The 15987-nt window shown below is 59.8% G+C and carries 12 protein-coding genes; 2 read left to right on the top strand and 10 right to left on the bottom strand.

What is annotated here, in order from left to right:
* Positions 1-111: 111 nt before the first annotated feature.
* The 8 genes from OPV09_RS23800 to OPV09_RS23765 form a co-directional block, all read right to left on the bottom strand.
* Positions 112-1323 (bottom strand): tetratricopeptide repeat protein, encoded by a 1212-nt coding sequence (locus OPV09_RS23800; protein WP_034754169.1) that lies wholly within the window; start codon positions 1321-1323, stop codon positions 112-114.
* 78 nt (positions 1324-1401) lie between these two features.
* Positions 1402-1833 (bottom strand): ExbD/TolR family protein, encoded by a 432-nt coding sequence (locus OPV09_RS23795; protein ID WP_176741207.1) that lies wholly within the window; start codon positions 1831-1833, stop codon positions 1402-1404.
* Positions 1834-1938: 105 nt separating this feature from the next.
* The gene (locus tag OPV09_RS23790) at positions 1939-2367 is read right to left on the bottom strand and encodes an ExbD/TolR family protein (protein ID WP_034754165.1); all 429 of its coding nucleotides are present in this window, start codon (positions 2365-2367) and stop codon (positions 1939-1941) included.
* Between the two features lie 5 nt (positions 2368-2372).
* Entirely contained in the window at positions 2373-3305 is a 933-nt protein-coding gene (locus OPV09_RS23785; protein WP_181878028.1) for a MotA/TolQ/ExbB proton channel family protein, read from the bottom strand.
* 86 nt (positions 3306-3391) lie between these two features.
* Positions 3392-4048 carry an energy transducer TonB gene (locus tag OPV09_RS23780; protein WP_034754161.1) on the bottom strand — a complete coding sequence of 219 codons (657 nt, stop codon included), beginning with the start codon at positions 4046-4048 and terminating at the stop codon, positions 3392-3394.
* A gap of 539 nt (positions 4049-4587) precedes the next feature.
* Entirely contained in the window at positions 4588-6189 is a 1602-nt protein-coding gene (locus tag OPV09_RS23775; protein WP_046686270.1) for a SpoVR family protein, read from the bottom strand.
* Complete coding sequence (locus tag OPV09_RS23770; protein WP_128142175.1) at positions 6189-7457, bottom strand: YeaH/YhbH family protein; 1269 nt, start codon at positions 7455-7457, stop codon at positions 6189-6191. Before OPV09_RS23770 ends, OPV09_RS23775 begins: the two co-directional genes overlap by 1 nt.
* Before the next feature lie 72 nt (positions 7458-7529).
* Positions 7530-9452 (bottom strand): PrkA family serine protein kinase, encoded by a 1923-nt coding sequence (locus OPV09_RS23765; RefSeq protein ID WP_034754154.1) that lies wholly within the window; start codon positions 9450-9452, stop codon positions 7530-7532.
* A 579-nt stretch (positions 9453-10031) separates the two neighbouring features.
* On the opposite strand from OPV09_RS23765, the gene OPV09_RS23760 reads away from it, so the two are divergent.
* Entirely contained in the window at positions 10032-11063 is a 1032-nt protein-coding gene (locus OPV09_RS23760) for an adenosine deaminase (protein WP_034754153.1), read from the top strand.
* A 36-nt stretch (positions 11064-11099) separates the two neighbouring features.
* Positions 11100-13631, top strand: coding sequence for an ABC transporter permease (locus OPV09_RS23755; protein ID WP_338679525.1), 2532 nt, complete (start codon positions 11100-11102; stop codon positions 13629-13631).
* 2 nt (positions 13632-13633) lie between these two features.
* On the opposite strand, the gene OPV09_RS23750 is transcribed toward OPV09_RS23755, so the two are convergent.
* Together OPV09_RS23750 and OPV09_RS23745 are read right to left on the bottom strand one after the other, a co-directional pair.
* Positions 13634-14647 carry a response regulator gene (locus tag OPV09_RS23750; RefSeq protein WP_338679524.1) on the bottom strand — a complete coding sequence of 338 codons (1014 nt, stop codon included), beginning with the start codon at positions 14645-14647 and terminating at the stop codon, positions 13634-13636.
* A 3-nt stretch (positions 14648-14650) separates the two neighbouring features.
* Positions 14651-15970, bottom strand: a complete 1320-nt coding sequence (locus OPV09_RS23745; RefSeq protein ID WP_338679523.1) for a HAMP domain-containing sensor histidine kinase — start codon at positions 15968-15970, stop codon at positions 14651-14653.
* Positions 15971-15987: the final 17 nt, after the last annotated feature.

Below are 15987 nucleotides of genomic sequence, written 5' to 3'. Positions count from 1 at the left end.
CAACGCTTTTCGCGAACTAAGGACTTGACAACATGTTCAGGGCTAGGCGCCGCGTCGAAGACAGTACGAATGTACGGCGAGACGCGGCAACAACGCCCTGGACGTGTTGTCTTATTTGTTCATCAATGCCCAGTAACGGGCGAGGTCCGCAGCGCCATCCGTGCCCTTGACGGCTTTCAGCGCGGTCGATGCATTGGATTTCTTGCCGGCGTGGATGTAGGCGATGCCCAGATGCAGCTTGGCTTCTTCCGGATACTTGGCGGTGCCCATTTTCACGGCGTCATTCATCAGGCCCAGGCCTTTGTCGGCCTGGCCATCGTAGACCAGGGCGAAGCCCAGCTTGCTCAAGCTGTCGGCGTCCTTGTTCTTGACGTATTCCGCTTCCGACTTGGCGGCGTTGGCCTTCAGGTCAGCCTGGGTTTTCAGGGCCAGATCTTTCAGGCGCTGGTGACGGGCGGCATCGGTGCCGGTGCCCAGCACGCCTTTTTTGTAGCCTTGCTCGATGATGGCCAGCGCTTCGCCAGGATTGCCTGCTTGCAGGGCCAGCTGGCTGATTTCCATGTATTCGGACGGCTTGGTGAATAGGCCGTTGGCCAGGCGCAGGCGCTGGACGTCCAGGCCCAGGCGCTGCGAGAAGCCAGGTTTGCCGGAAACGCGGTTCAGCAGGTCGGCCCAGTAGCTGGTTTTCGGATAGCTCGATGCCAGTTTTTCCAGGGTGGCGACGTAGCCGGCCTTGTCGTTCTGTTTCAACTGGATGTTGGCCAGCATTTGCAGGCTCGCTTCCGAGTTGCCGCCGCGCGATTGCAGTTCCTTCGCCGCTTCGGCGTAGTTGCCGCTGACGTAGTAGGTCTGGATCAGCAGTTCGCGCATCTGTGGATCTTCGCGGTCTTTCAGCGAACGTTTGATCCAGGTGATGGTGTTCGGCCAGTCCTTGGCGCGGTAGTACATGCCTGCCAGCGCTTGCGTGAATTTGGGGGCTTCGGCGGCGCTCAGGCGGCCGGAATTGATGACGGCTTCAAACGCCTTGATGGCGGTGCCGTTATCGCCGGCGGCAGCAGCGGCCGAGGCGCGCACGCGCTCGATCTGGTAGCTTTCAAAGGCGGTCTTGCCGCCGACGCTGTCAGCTTCGCGCAGCTTGGCCAGCGCTTCCTTGTTTTTGCCGCTGCTAGCGAGTTTTTGCGCTTCTTGCAGTGGCTTGCCCACTTCGGCACGCACGGTGTCCGCGGCGTATGCCAGCGAGCCCAGGCCGATTACGGGAGTTGCTGCGGTAAAACCGATAGCGGCCATGACGAGGCCGAGATGAGCGAGACGAAACTTGGACATAAGAAAGTCTTTCAGTAAAAAGCGAATAGGCAGGAAGTCCTGCCTATTCGGATGTAAAGAGAACCTGATTGCTGCAGCTTACTGGAATTGCTCGTTGCCGACCAGACCGATTTTGGTCACGCCCAGACGCTGCGCCGACGCCATCACACCGGCGACGACTTTGTATTCCACCAGCTTGTTCGGACGCAGATGCACTTCCGGCTGGTCTGCTTGCGCAGCGACGTTGCTCAGCTTGGCTTCCAGCGAAGCGCGGTCAGGAACGACCTGATTGTCCCACAAGATCGTACCGTCAAAATCGACATCGATCGTGACGACCACTGGTTCGGTTGTCGGTGGCGGCGGGGTGCCGACCGGCATGTTCAAGTTCACCGAGTGGTTTTGCTTAGGAATCGTGATGATCAACATGATAATCAGCACCAGCATCACGTCGATGAGGGGCGTCATGTTCAGTTCCATCATTGGTTCCGGATCCGCGCCTGGAGCGCTTCCCGAACCGACATTCATACTCATAGTGTTTCCTTTAAGAAGTCCAACGAAGCACCGGGCGAAACTGCCGCCCGGTCAGCTTCCGGCAGTGGCGCGCCCTTGTTGCCGGGGCGCCGCTGCCAGTCGCTATCAGCCCTTGTCAGGTGGTTCGGTGATGAAGCCGACCTTCTGGATCCCGGCACGTTGGGTCGTGTAAATAACCCGGCCGATCGATTCGTAGCGTGTTTCTTGGTCGCCACGAACGTGTACTTCCGGCTGCGGTACTTTCACTGCTTCAACTTTCAGATAATCGAACAGTTCGCTCGTATCTTTCAGTTTCTTCTGGCCCAGATAAATCTCGCCATCCTTGTTGACAACGATGTTGACGTTTTCTGGCTTGCTTTGAAGGGCTTGGTTGGCCTCGATCGGCAGATCGATTTTCTGCAATTTGAGGACAACCGGACTGGTGATCAAGAAAATGATCAGCAAAACCAACATGATGTCGACGAGCGGCGTCGTGTTGATTTCTGACATTACTTGATCTTCATCTCCGCTGTCGGAGCCGACGGACATCGACATGATTCTTATCCGATCTTTTTAGCGCCGGCAGCACGGCCAGCTTCGCTGGTCGACATTGCGCCGGAGATCAGTACCGAGTGAACGTCGGCGCTGAACGAGCGTACGTCTTCCATTGCGGTTTTGTTACGACGCACCAGCCAGTTGTAACCCAGAACGGCAGGAACGGCGACCAGCAGACCGAAAGCGGTCATGATCAGTGCTTCACCAACTGGACCTGCAACTTTATCGATCGAAGCGTTACCGGTCATGCCGATGTTGGTCAGCGCGCCATAAATACCCCAAACGGTACCGAACAGACCGATAAACGGTGCGGTCGAACCAACGGTTGCCAGGAACGACAGGCCATCTTGCAGACGCGATTGGACTTTGTCCGAAGCGCGCTGGATCGACATCGTCACCCAGGTCGACAGATCGATTTGTTCCAGCAGGGCGCCGTCATGGTGAGCCGTTGCCTTGGTGCCCGATTCAGCGATGAAGCGGAATGGCGAGCCTTCGGTCAGCGTTGCCGAACCAGCAGCGATCGAAGGTGCTTTCCAGAATTTGGCAGCGGTTTCTTTAGCTTGCTTGAAGATCTTCATTTGATCCATCAGCTTGGTGATGATGATGTACCAGCTGCCGATCGACATGATGGCCAGAATGATCAGGGTGGCGCGTGGCACGAAGCCGCCGTCCCACACTGCTTGCAGGCCGAACGGGTTGTGGACTTCTTCGGTTTTGGCTGGAGCTGCTGCGTCAGCGGCTGGAGCGGCTGCGTCTGCTGCTGGAGCTGCTGCGTCAGCAGCTGGTGCTGGTGCTGCTGCAGCGTCTGCCGCTGGAGCCGTAGCTGCTGCCGATGCTGGCGCGTCAGCGAATGCCGGAGCTGCTACCAGAGCGGTAGTAGCGGTAACGGACAACAGAACCGCGGCAAAAAATGCGGACAAACGGGTATTCTTAAACATGCTTCCTCCAAAATTAAAAATAACAGATCGCTGAACGTAATGACAACGAAATCATAGTGTGAGACAGGGGATAACTGTCTCGGGTTTTAATCCAGCGACCAAACGTATTGCATTTGCTGCCAGCCTTGTTCCGGCTTGCCGTCAACTGTTGCCGGCTTAAATGTACAGCGGCTGATACCTTGCACCGCGGCTTTGTCCAGGTCTCTGAAGCCGCTGGACTTCACGATCTTCGAATCAGCGACCTTGCCGTCTACACCGATCAGGAACGACAGTGTCACCACACCGGTTTCCTCATTGCGCTGCGACGACTTTGGATAAGCCGGCTTTTCGCAGACACTGAAGTCAACCACGGCCGGTGTACGCACCGATTTGGCTGGTCCAGGAGTTGGCGCAGGCTGTGCAGGCGGTGCTGGCGGTGCCAATACATTCGTGGCTGGCTTCACAGCAGTCGTATTTGCAATCACGTTTTGCTGTGGTGGCGGCTGCTGCACGTTCACCTCGACTGGCGGAATGAATGGCGGCGGTGGCGCTTTCATTTCTGGCGGCGGTGGTGGCGGTGGAAGATCCTTCGGTGGAGGCGGTTTGACTTCCTCGATAATCTTGGTTTCAACCGGTTCCATCATTTTGGTGACCAACCGCTTGCCCAAGCCCGTCACGATCCCGTAAGCCGCGAGAACGTGCAGCAGGACAACGATAGTGATGCCTGTGTAGTTCTTGGGACTTTTCTCGTTCGAAAAATTCATGCCTGCTTTCTCCAAATACCATCTCTTGTCTTGCAACTGAACCCCAAAATGACGACACAAAGCTCCAGCCGTATCCGGGACGTCGCCGAATTATACATACGAATTCTTTATTTTACACAGATTTTTAACGCCTAAAACCGGTTAAATTTTCGGCGCTTTTGCGCCCTGAAAACGTACTTGCTTATGTCATCTTTGCACGCTTTCGGACAGAAAAAAAGGCGGTCTTATCGGTTTTTTACAGCCGTTTTGGGCTACCACTGCTAAGTTCTCCGATGTGCCCATATGGCGGAATTATATTTCGTGATATTCAATATGGAAACTGCTAAATTTGGAGGAAAATCTTTCCTTTTGGAAATGTTTTACCTCGGAACCAGACCACTTAGCGGCACGCGCGCACCAAACGGGTGCGGAAGCCACTTCACCCAGGTCAAAAAAGGCGGTCCTGGCGGCCCATTTGAGGCCGCCAGGCCATACTGAATTCCTATGTAGGCATAGGAAACGCTTATATTCTTGCCATTGATTATTATCAACAAATCATTTCATGGCCGGACAACGGGGTCGTCGCGCCGGTTGCGTTTTTCCCGTCGGCAATTCAGGGTGCCCAGGACGACGCCCTGCGGGTCGACCGTATCGAGGTGCACATCGAAGCCCCACAGCCGCGCCACGTGCTTGAGCACCTCGGCCGCCTGCTGGTTCAGCGGGCGGCGCTGGAATTGCGTGTGGCGCAGGGTCAATGCACGGTCGTCGCGCGTATTGACGGACCAGACCTGGATATTCGGCTCGCGGTTGCCCAGGTTGTACTGCTCGGCCAGCTGCTGGCGCACGTAGCGGTAGCCGGCATCGTCGTGGATGGCGGAAATGGCCAGCTTTTCATTCTTGTCGTCGTCGAGCACGGCAAAGAAATGGAATTCGCGGATCAGCCGCGGCGACAGATACTGGGCGATGAAGCTTTCATCCTTGAAATTGCGCATCGCAAAGTCCAGGCTCTTGCGCCAGTCGCTGCCGGCCATGTCGGGGAACCAGGCGCGGTCTTCGTCCGTCGGGTGCTCGCAGATGCGGCGGATGTCGCTCATCATGGCAAAACCCAGCGCATACGGATTGATGCCGCTGTAATACGGGCTGTCGATGGGCGGCTGGTAGACGACGTTGGTATGGCTTTTGAGGAATTCCATCATGAAGCCGTCGCCCACCACGCCTTCGTCGTACAGCTGGTTCAATATCGTGTAGTGCCAGAAGGTGGCCCAGCCCTCGTTCATGACCTGGGTTTGGCGCTGCGGATAGAAATACTGGGAAATCTTGCGCACGATGCGCACCATCTCGCGCTGCCACGGTTCCAGCAGCGGCGCATACTTCTCGATGAAGTACAGCAGGTTTTCCTCGGGTTCGGGCGGAAAGCGGGGGGCGGCCTTGCGCTGGTCGTCCTCATCCTCGTCTTCGTCGCGCCGGGGCAGGGTGCGCCACAGCTGGTTGATCTGCGACTGCACATAGGCTTCGCGCTCTTTCTGGCGCGCATATTCCTTCGCCATCGACAGTTTCGCCGGGCGCTTGTAGCGGTCCACGCCATAGTTCTGGATGGCGTGGCACGAATCGAGCAGCAGTTCCACGGCGTCGACGCCATGGCGCTGTTCGCATTCGGCGATGTAATTCTTGGCAAACACCATATAGTCGATGATGGCGTCCGCATCCGTCCAGGCGCGGAACAGGTAATTGCCCTTGAAGAAGGAGTTATGCCCGTAGGCCGCATGCGCGATCACCAGCGACTGCATGGTCAGGCTGTTTTCCTCCATTAAATAGGCGATGCACGGGTTCGAGTTGATGACGATCTCGTAGGCCAGGCCCATCTGGCCCCGCTTGTAGCTTTTCTCGGTGGACAGAAAATGCTTGCCGAACGACCAATGGTTGTACGAGACGGGCATGCCCACCGACGTGTAGGCATCCATCATCTGTTCGGCCGTGATGATTTCCAGCTGGTTCGGATAGGTGTCGAGGCCAAATTGTTTCGCCACCCGGCGGATTTCCTCGTGGATTTGCTCGATCAGTTCGAACGTCCATTCCGACTGCTCGGGCAGGGCGTTCGGGTGGCGCAGGCGCACGAACGGTTCGCCCGGAGTATTGCTGGCGCGGTCAAAGGCTGCACTCATCATTTCACCTGTTTCTTGAACAGTTCGCGGAAGACCGGATAGATATCGGCCGGCGTGACGATCTTTTGCATGGCGAAATGGGCGTGGTGGTCGAGCACGCCCGCATATTGCTCCCACAGGTTTTGCTGCGGGCCGTCGGTGATCTCGACATAGGTGTAGTACTGCACCTTGGGCATGATGGTATTGATCAGCAACTGGCGGCACAGCATGGAATCGTTGTCCCAGTTGTCGCCGTCGGATGCCTGCGCTACATAGCTGTTCCATTGCCCGGCGCCATAGCGTTCGTCGATGATGGTGTTGAGCAAGTGCAGCGCGGACGACACGACGGTGCCGCCCGATTCGCGCGAATTGAAGAATTCATGCTCGTCCACTTCGGCCGCCGCCGTATGGTGGCGGATGAAGACCACCTCGATCTTGTCGTAGACGCGCTTGAGGAAAAGATATAACAGGATGAAGAAGCGCTTGGCCGTGTCCTTGCGCGACTCGTCCATGGAGCCGGAGACGTCCATGATGCAGAACATGACGGCTTGCGTCATCGGCTTCGGTACCTTGATGCGGTTGCTGTAGCGCAAGTCGAACGGATCGATGAAGGGAATCGCCAGCAGGCGCGTGTGCAGGTGGTGGATCAGGCGGCGCAGTTCCGTGACGAGCGGGTCGCTGTCGGGCGCCCCTTCGTGCAGCAGTGTTGCCAGGTCTTCCTCGGCCTGCGCCAGCTGCTTGCGGGCGCCACCGCCGACGGCGATGCGCCGGCCCAGCGCGCCGCGTAAGGAACGCAGCACGTGGATGTTCGATGGCGTGCCCGACATATTGTAGCCGGCGCGCTGGTTCTTGAATTCCGTGGTGGCCGTCAGCTGGGTTTTCACCATGTGTGGCAATTCCAGGTCTTCGAAGAAATAATTCATGAATTCTTCGCGCGACAATTCAAAGATGAAATCGTCTTCCGTCGTCTCGTCGCTATTGCCCGCCTTGCCCCGCCCGCTACCGCCGCCGCCTTTCGGCCGGGCGATCTGGTCGCCTTTCAGGTATTCCTTGTTGCCGGGATTGACCACTTCCCATACGCCGCCATGCGCGTGGCCAAACGACGGTTCGCCCACGTCCTTGACGGGGATGCTGACCTTCTCGCCATTCTCGACGTCCGTGATCGAGCGCCCCTTGATGGCGCGCCCCACGGCATCCTTGATCTGGCCCTTGTAACGCCGCAGGAAACGCTCGCGGTTGACGGCGGATTTATTCTTGCTTTGCAAGCGCCTGTCGATAAGGTATGTCAAAGGGTGCCTCCTTGCCTCTCGTCTCGCGCGCCCCGCCGGTCGTCAGGCGGGAACGCGCCTCCGCTGTCCGCGCTATGACGACTTGCGTACGCGCAAGTACCATTCGCATAACAGGCGTACCTGCTTGGCCGTATAGCCTTTTTCCACCATGCGGGCCACGAAGTCGGCGTGCTTGTTGGCATCGTCGGCGCTGGCCTTGGCATTGAAGGAAATCACGGGCAGCAATTCCTCCGTATTCGAAAACATTTTCTTTTCAATCACGGTGCGGAACTTTTCATAACTGGTCCAGGCGGGATTCTTGCCACCGTTCGAAGCCCGGGCGCGCAAGCCGAAGTTCACGATTTCGTTGCGGAAATCCTTCGGATTGGAAATGCCCGCCGGTTTCTCGATCTTTTCCAGTTCATTATTCAGCGACTCGCGGTCAAAACTTTCGCCCGTGTCCGGATCGCGGTATTCCTGGTCCTGTATCCAGAAATCGGCGAACGTCACGTAGCGGTCGAAAATATTCTGCCCGTATTCCGAATAGCTTTCCAGGTAAGCCGTCTGGATCTCCTTGCCGATGAATTCCACATAGCGCTGCGCCAGGTGCTCCTTAATATACGAGAAGTAGCGCTGCTCGAGTTCCGGCGCGAACTGCTCGCGCTCGACCTGCTGTTCCAGTACATATAATAGATGCACGGGATTGGCGGCCACTTCGGAATTGTCAAAGTTGAACACCTTAGACAGGATCTTGAAGGCAAAGCGCGTCGACAGGCCGTTCATGCCCTCGTCCACGCCCGCGTAATCGACGTATTCGTGCATGGACTTGGCTTTCGGGTCCGTATCCTTGAGGTTTTCGCCATCGTAGACGAGCATCTTCGAAAAGATGCTCGAGTTTTCCGGATCCTTCAGGCGCGACAGGATGGCGAACTGCGCCATCATGCGCAGGGTGCCGGGCGCGCACGGGGCCTTGACGAGCGAGGAATTGGCCACCAGCTTGTCGTAGATCTTGATTTCATCGGACACGCGCAGGCAATACGGCACCTTGACTATATAGATACGGTCAAGAAACGCCTCGTTGTTGCGGTTGTTCTTGAACGTCTTCCATTCCGACTCATTCGAGTGGGCGAGGATGATGCCGTCGAACGGAATCGCGCCGAAGCCTTCCGTGCCCTTGTAGTTGCCTTCCTGCGTGGCCGTCAGCAAGGGGTGCAAGACCTTGATCGGCGCCTTGAACATTTCCACGAATTCCATCAAGCCCTGGTTGGCCAGGCACAGGCCGCCCGAATAGCTGTAGGCGTCCGGATCGTCCTGGGCGTAATCTTCCAGCTTGCGGATGTCGACCTTGCCCACCAGCGAGGAAATATCCTGGTTGTTCTCGTCGCCCGGCTCCGTTTTCGAAATGGCGATCTGTTTCAGCACGGAAGGATAGCGCTTGACGACGCGGAACTGGTTGATATCGCCATTGTATTCATGCAGGCGTTTCACGGCCCACGGGCTGGGGATGTTGCGCAGGTAGCGGCGCGGGATGCCGTAATCCTCTTCCAGGATGGTGCCGTCCTCTTCCTCGTTGAACAGGCCCAGCGGCGATTCGTTGACGGGCGAGCCTTTCAGGCAATAGAAGGGCACGTGTTCCATCAGCGACTTGAGTTTTTCCGCGATGGATGACTTGCCGCCGCCGACAGGCCCCAGCAAGTACAGGATCTGCTTGCGTTCTTCCAGGCCTTGCGCCGCGTGGCGGAAATACGAGACGACTTGCTCGATCACTTCCTCGGTGCCGTAGAACTCGCGGAAGGCGGGATAGATCTTGATCACCTTGTTGGCGAAGATGCGCGACAAGCGCGTGTCGTTGCGCGTGTCGACCAGCTGCGGCTCGCCGATGGCGGCCAGCATGCGTTCGGGCGCGCTGGCATACGTCAGCTTGTCCTTCTTGCACAGGGCCAGGTATTCGGTGAGCGACATTTCCTCTTCGCGGGTGCGCTCGTAGCGTGCTGCATAGTTATCAAAAATGGTCATGTCAATGTCCTTTAATGTAAACCTGAACTGCCAGTCACCATGGCCGCCCGCCTGGCACTCGCCTGGGCTTGCCGTCTGAATTTTTTCTGTACCCCGTACCGATTTTTATTGTTGTTTCAAGCCCGGCTGTCTTTGCGAGTCCGGATTGCCCGGACCAAAAAACTGGCGCTTGATGCCGTGTGCTGACGTGGCCAGCCGGCTTATTTTTTCACTGTTGATAGCGCTTGTTGCACTTACCTTTACCCCATGAAATTAATTATTGCTCTAAAGGATCAGGAAGTCAAAAGATATGTCAGCATATCCTTAATACTTGTTTGTAAATTGTTGATTTAATTGGATAAATCATCAAATTTTTCCTCAATTTCAATGAACCTTTGTAGGCCTTTTAAACCATCATACGACAATTCGCCAGCGCGTGCCGATGCCGGCCGTGGCGCTGCCGCAGCCGGCGCCATGGCGGCCGGTCGCCGGTGAGGCTGGCCATCTTGCGCTAAGATGCCTGCATGTCTGATGGCCCTGCGCGCCGCGCGTGCGCGTGCGCGAGCCAGCATTTTTATCGTCACCCTATAAGGAACACCTATGATGAACCCCCAATTGCGCGCGATCGTCCGCGGCATGCCGAAGGCCGAACTGCATATCCATATCGAAGGCTCGCTGGAGCCGGAACTGATTTTCGCACTGGCAGCGCGCAATGGCGTGCCGCTTGGCTATGAATCCGTGGAACACTTGCGCAGCGCCTATGCTTTTACGGATTTGCAGTCTTTTCTCGACATTTATTACGCTGGCGCAAGCGTGCTCTTGAAAGAGCAGGATTTCTACGACATGACGCAAGCCTACCTGCAGCGCGCCGAGGCCGATAACGTCTTGCACACGGAAATCTTCTTCGATCCGCAAACCCACACGGCGCGCGGCGTGGCCATGGCCGACGTGATCAACGGCATCCACCGCGCCTGCCAGGACAGCCCCGTCAGCGCGGCCCTGATCCTGTGCTTCCTGCGCCACCTGAGCGAGGAAGAAGCGTTCGAGACCCTGGAAGACGCCTTGCCGCACCGCGACAAATTCATCGGCATCGGCCTCGACTCGTCGGAAGTGGGCAACCCGCCCGAGAAATTCTCGCGCGTATTCGCCCGTTGCCGCGAGCTGGGCCTGCACCTGGTGGCCCACGCGGGCGAGGAAGGTCCGCCAGCCTACATCCGCACGGCGCTCGACGACTTGCAGGTCGAACGCATCGACCATGGCGTGCGCTGCCTGGAAGACGCGGAACTGACGGCCCGTTTGGCGCGCGAACAGATCGCCCTGACCGTCTGTCCGCTGTCGAACACCAAGCTGCGCGTGTTCGACCAGATGCATGACCATAACCTGGTGCAACTGCTCGACGCCGGCCTGCTGGTGACGGTGAACTCGGACGATCCCGCGTATTTCGGCGGCTACATGAACGACAATTTCGACGCCATCTTCGACGCGCTGCCACTGGGCTTGTCCCACGCGCATCGCCTGGCGCGCAACGGTTTCATCGCCGCCTTCCTGCCGCAGGCACAGAAAGACGCCTTCCTCGCCACCGTCGATGCGTATTTCGCCCAGCACGCGGCTGCCCACGGCATCGCGCAATAACGCATCACAACCAATTCGCATAAAGACCCGCCGCCCATGTTCCGCCTCTCCCTGAAAATGACCGGCCGCGACTGGCGCGCCGGGCAACTGCGTTTCCTGCTCGTCGCGCTGATCGTCGCCGTGGCGGCCCTGTCGGCCGTCGGCTTCTTCGTCGACCGCCTGCGCGCGGGCTTGAACCGCGACGCGCACCAGCTGCTGGGGGCCGATCTCGTCATCAACGCCGACCAGCCCGTCAATGCGGCCTGGCGCGCCGAAGCGCAACAGCGCGGCTTCATCCTGGCCGACACGGTGACGTTTCCCAGCATGGCGCAGGCGGGCGAGGGCGAGCAGTCGCTGTCGCAGCTGGCGTCCATCAAGGCCGTCTCGCCCGGCTATCCGCAGCGGGGCAAGCTGAAAATCACGACCACACTGAGCGAAGCGCAGGATGCCGTGGGACGGCCCACGGACCAGGTGCCGGCGCCCGGCACCCTGTGGGTCGATGCGGCGATCCTGTCCAGCCTGAACGCCAAGCTGGGCGACACATTGACCCTCGGTGACAAGGCATTTACGGTCACGCAACTGATCGCCAGCGAACCGGACCGCGGCGCGTCCTTCTTGAACTTCGCCCCGAGAGTCATGCTGCCCCTGGGCGACCTGGCCGCCACGGCGCTGGTGCAGAACGGCTCGCGCGTGTCGTACCGGCTGCTGCTGTCGGCGCCACCCGCCAAGGCCGCCGAGCTTGCGCAATATCAAGCCAGGCTGGAAAGCCAGATCAAGACGCAGGCCATCAAGGGCGTGCGCATCGAATCGCTGGAATCGGGCAGCCCGCAGATGCAGTCGACCCTGGACCGCGCCGACCGTTTTCTTTCCCTCGTCGGCTTGCTGTCGGCCATGCTGGCGGCCGTCGCCGTGGCCATGGCCGCGCGCCGCTTCATGCTGCGCCACCTGGACGCGTGCGCCATGCTGCGTTGCCTGGGCTTGACGCAAAACCAGGTCACGGCCATGTACGTGATCGAATTCCTGCTCGTCGGCCTGGCCGGCAGCGTCGTTGGCGTGATAGTGGGTTTCGGCGGCCACCTGGTGCTGCTCGAACTCTTGGGCAAACTGGTGCAGAACGACTTGCCGCCCGTGTCCATGCTGCCCGCGCTGCAAGGCGTGGCCACCGGCATGCTGCTCTTGCTGGGTTTTGCCCTGCCGCCGATTTTGCAGTTGCGCAATGTCCCGCACAACCGCGTGATTCGCCGCGAGCAGGAGCCGCCGCAGGCGCTGGCCGTGGCCACGTATGGCCTGGGCATCGCCGCCTTCGTCGTGCTGCTGTTGTGGCAGGCGGGCGACGTGAAACTGGCGCTGCTGACGGCGGCCGGCTTTCTCGGCGGCTTCGCCCTGTTCGGCCTGGCCGGCTGGCTGGGTATCAAGTCGCTGAAAACCCTGCGCGGCGTTTTCAACCACCAGGGCTGGCGCTTTGCCGTCACGTCCTTGCAGCGCCGCCCGGGCGCCACCGTCATCCAGGTGGTGTCGCTGGCCCTGGGCTTGATGGCCTTGCTGCTGCTGACGGTGGTGCGCGGCGACCTGATGGTGGCCTGGCGTAATGCCACGCCGCCGGACGCGCCGAACCGCTTCATGATCAATATCCTGCCGGAACAGAAAGAGCCGATCGCCACGCGCCTGGCGCAAGCGGGCGTGGCCAACGCGCCCTTGTATCCGATGATACGCGGGCGCCTGGTGGCCGTGAACGGCAACGCCATCACGGAAAGCACCTACGAGGATGACCGCGCCAAGGGCCTGGCCGACCGCGAATTCAACTTGTCGACGATGTCCACCATGCAGGAAGAAAACAAGCTGGTGGCCGGCAAGTGGTTCGCCAATGCGCCCGGCGCGCCTGCCGAAGCGTCGGTGGAAGAGGGCATCGCCAAGACCCTGAAGCTGAAACTGGGCGACAAGCTGCGCTTCGACATCGCCGGCCAGCCCGTGGAGGCGGCCATCACGAGTTTGCGCAAGCTGGAATGGGGCTCGATGCGCGTCAATTTCTTCGTCATCATCAACCCTGCCGCCATGGCGGACACGCCGCAGACGTGGATCACGGCGTTTCACCTGCCGCCCGCGCAGGCGGACCTGGGGAATGCTCTGCTGCGCGACTACCCGAACCTGACGGTGGTCGACGTGGGCGGCGTGCTCAAACAAATCCAGAGCGTGCTGGACCAGGTGGTGACGGCCGTTGAATTCCTCTTCGCCTTCACCCTGGCCTCGGGCTTGCTGGTGCTGTATGCGGCCCTGATGGGTTCGCAGGATGAGCGCACGCGCGAAGCGGGCTTGCTGCGCGCCTTGGGCGCCACGCGGCGGCAGCTGGCGCAGGCGCAGCTGATCGAGTTTTCCCTCGTCGGCGCGCTGGCCGGCTTGCTGGCCGCATCGGGCGCGGCCGCCATGGGCTGGGCCCTGGCCACGTACCAGTTCAAGTTCGCCTGGAGCTTTGCGCCCGGCGTGTGGGCGTTCGGCCTGCTGGCCGGCGCCCTGTGCGCGATCGCCGGCGGCTGGCTGGGCTTGCGCAATGTGCTCAAACATCCGCCGCTGCAGACCCTGCGCGAAGGCTAGTCCTAAGCGCTGACGCTGTCGCCCGCGCCCGCGCCCGCGCGCAAAAATTGCGAGTAGGACATGACCGGTTGCCCCAGCTGGTGCGCCGGCACGTCGAACAGGGCCCAGAAATACGTCACGCGGCCCAGGCAGATGGTGGGCGCGGCGCAGTAGCGGAACCAGTTTTCGCCGATCTGCGCCGCGTACATGCCGTCGCTGTCGGCGTCGGAGAAATACGGGATCACGCGCATTTCCAGCAGCGCCAGCAGCAATGACTCGGGCGCGTCGCTGTCGCGCGCCATTTCATATTGCGTGTGCAGGCTGCGTTCCGTCTCGATGATCATCAGCTTGGCGTGGCCGTCGCGCGTGAAGAACAGGATGCCGCTGGGATTGGGGAAAATATAGTATTCGACAAAGCCATGGCGCTGGCACAGCTCGTGCACGACGGCGGCCAGCGCCTCGTCTTGCAGGAAAGTGTAATCGTGCAGCATCAGCAAGTCGCGCACGGTCTCCGTTTGCTGCAGGAAGAATTCGCGCTGCAAGGCCACGATTTCCTGTTCCAGGATGTCGAGCGCATCGTCGTCGCTTTTCTTGATGTAGCGGTCAATCAAGCCCCGGTTGAAGGCCGTCACGGCCACTTTTTCATCGGCCGCCCCCGTAAATAAAATCTTCTTGCACGGCAGATCGCGCACGGCCTCGCAAAATTCCAGGCCATTCATCTGCGGCATCGAATAATCGACCACCAGCACGGAGGGCACGGCAAAGCGCTGCGCCTGGCCGCTGATGCGCCAGATGCGTTCGATATCGAGCGCCACGTTGCATTGGTCGGGCGGCAGGTTTTGCGTGTCGAAGTTCACGTGCAGCGGCGTTTCGCCCGGTTGCGCACTCTGGCGCAGCCAGTGCAGGGCGCTGCTGGTGTCGTGAAAAGTCTTGCGCGCCAGGCCGGGATCGAGCTGGAACGCCAGGCTTTTCAGGAAGGAATCGCTGTCGTCGATCAGTACGGTCAGGGTCGGATGGGTGTAGACGGGCAGTTGCATGCGTCACCTCGCGCGGTGGATGGATGGAAAACGGTTGTGCGTGGGCACGGGCAGGGGCTGGGGAAATTCCAGCACGAAGATGGCGTAGGCGCCTTCGCGCGCGACGCAGCGGATGCGCGCCTGCCAGGCTTGCATGATTTGCCGGCACAGGGCCAGGCCGATGCCGCTGCCGTTGTGCGAGGGATAGGAATAGAAGCGGTCGAAGATCAGCGGCAGGCGGCTGGTGGCGATGCCGCAGCCCGTGTCGATGAACAGCAGGCGCGGCACGGGATGGGCGCCATCGATGATGATGCGCACGCGGCCCTTGCCCGCGCGGTGGATGCTTTTCAAGGCATTGCGCAGCAGGTTGAGCAGGATCACCACGCACAGTTCCGACTGGCCGGGAAACGTGAAATCGGCGCGCACATCGACCTTGACGATGTCGCGCTGGGCCGTGCTGGTAAACGGATAGCGGCGCAGTACGGCCGCCACGCTGTCGTGCATGGCCACCGCTTCATTCGCTTCGAGCTTGCGGTTGACGGCGCTGGCACTGAGCAGGAACAGATCGATCATGTGGTGCATATGGCGCACTTCGAACTGGATGCGCGCCAGCGCTTCCAGGCTGGCCGCGTCGGGTGGCTGGTCTTGCATGTTTTGCTGTAGCCCGCGCTGCAGCCCGCGCACGTTCGCCTCGACGCTGACGAGGGGCGTGCGCAATTCGTGCGCCACGCTGCCCAGGCCAGCCGCCAGCCCGGCCAGTTTCTCTTGCGCGCCCACGTTGCGCCCCACCTTGACCACGGACAGCACGGCAATCGTGAACCAGTGCACGGGCAATTGCTGCAAGACGCCGCCGCTGAGCAGGAAGGCGGGATCGCCGGCCACGGCAAACGCCAGGCAGGCCAGCAGGGTGCCGCTCAGGTAGGCGAGTATGGCGATGCGTGTATCGAAGTGAAACAGCACGACCAGCGCCACCAGCAGCGAATGCACCCACATGGTCGAGGCATGGTTCATCAGGAACATATACGTGAAGAAAAACGGCAGTTCGAAGGTCAGACCCAGGAACAGGTAGACGCTGAACCAGGTATTGCTGAAGCGGTCGGGCCATAGCGCGGGCAGGAACAGCAGCGCCGCCACGATGCGCAGCAGCGGCGATTCATATTCCTGCGGAAAAAAATAATGCCACAGCGCGTAGTACAGGGGCATGCCCAGCGCACCGATGAGCGCCAGCTTACGCACCTGTGCGCGCCGCACAGGCGTGTGTTCGATGGCGTCGTGGAAATGCAGGAAAGGCTGGAGCAGCTTGCCTTGCCATCGTTTTCCGGAAGGGGACTGCGCATGCTTCATGATCAGGGGGCGCGTTC

Source organism: Janthinobacterium sp. TB1-E2, from assembly GCF_036885605.1.
Classification (GTDB): Bacteria; Pseudomonadota; Gammaproteobacteria; order Burkholderiales; family Burkholderiaceae_D; genus Janthinobacterium; species Janthinobacterium aestuarii.
Note: the sequence above shows the minus strand (reverse complement) of the source record. Positions and strands in the feature narration are given on the sequence as shown.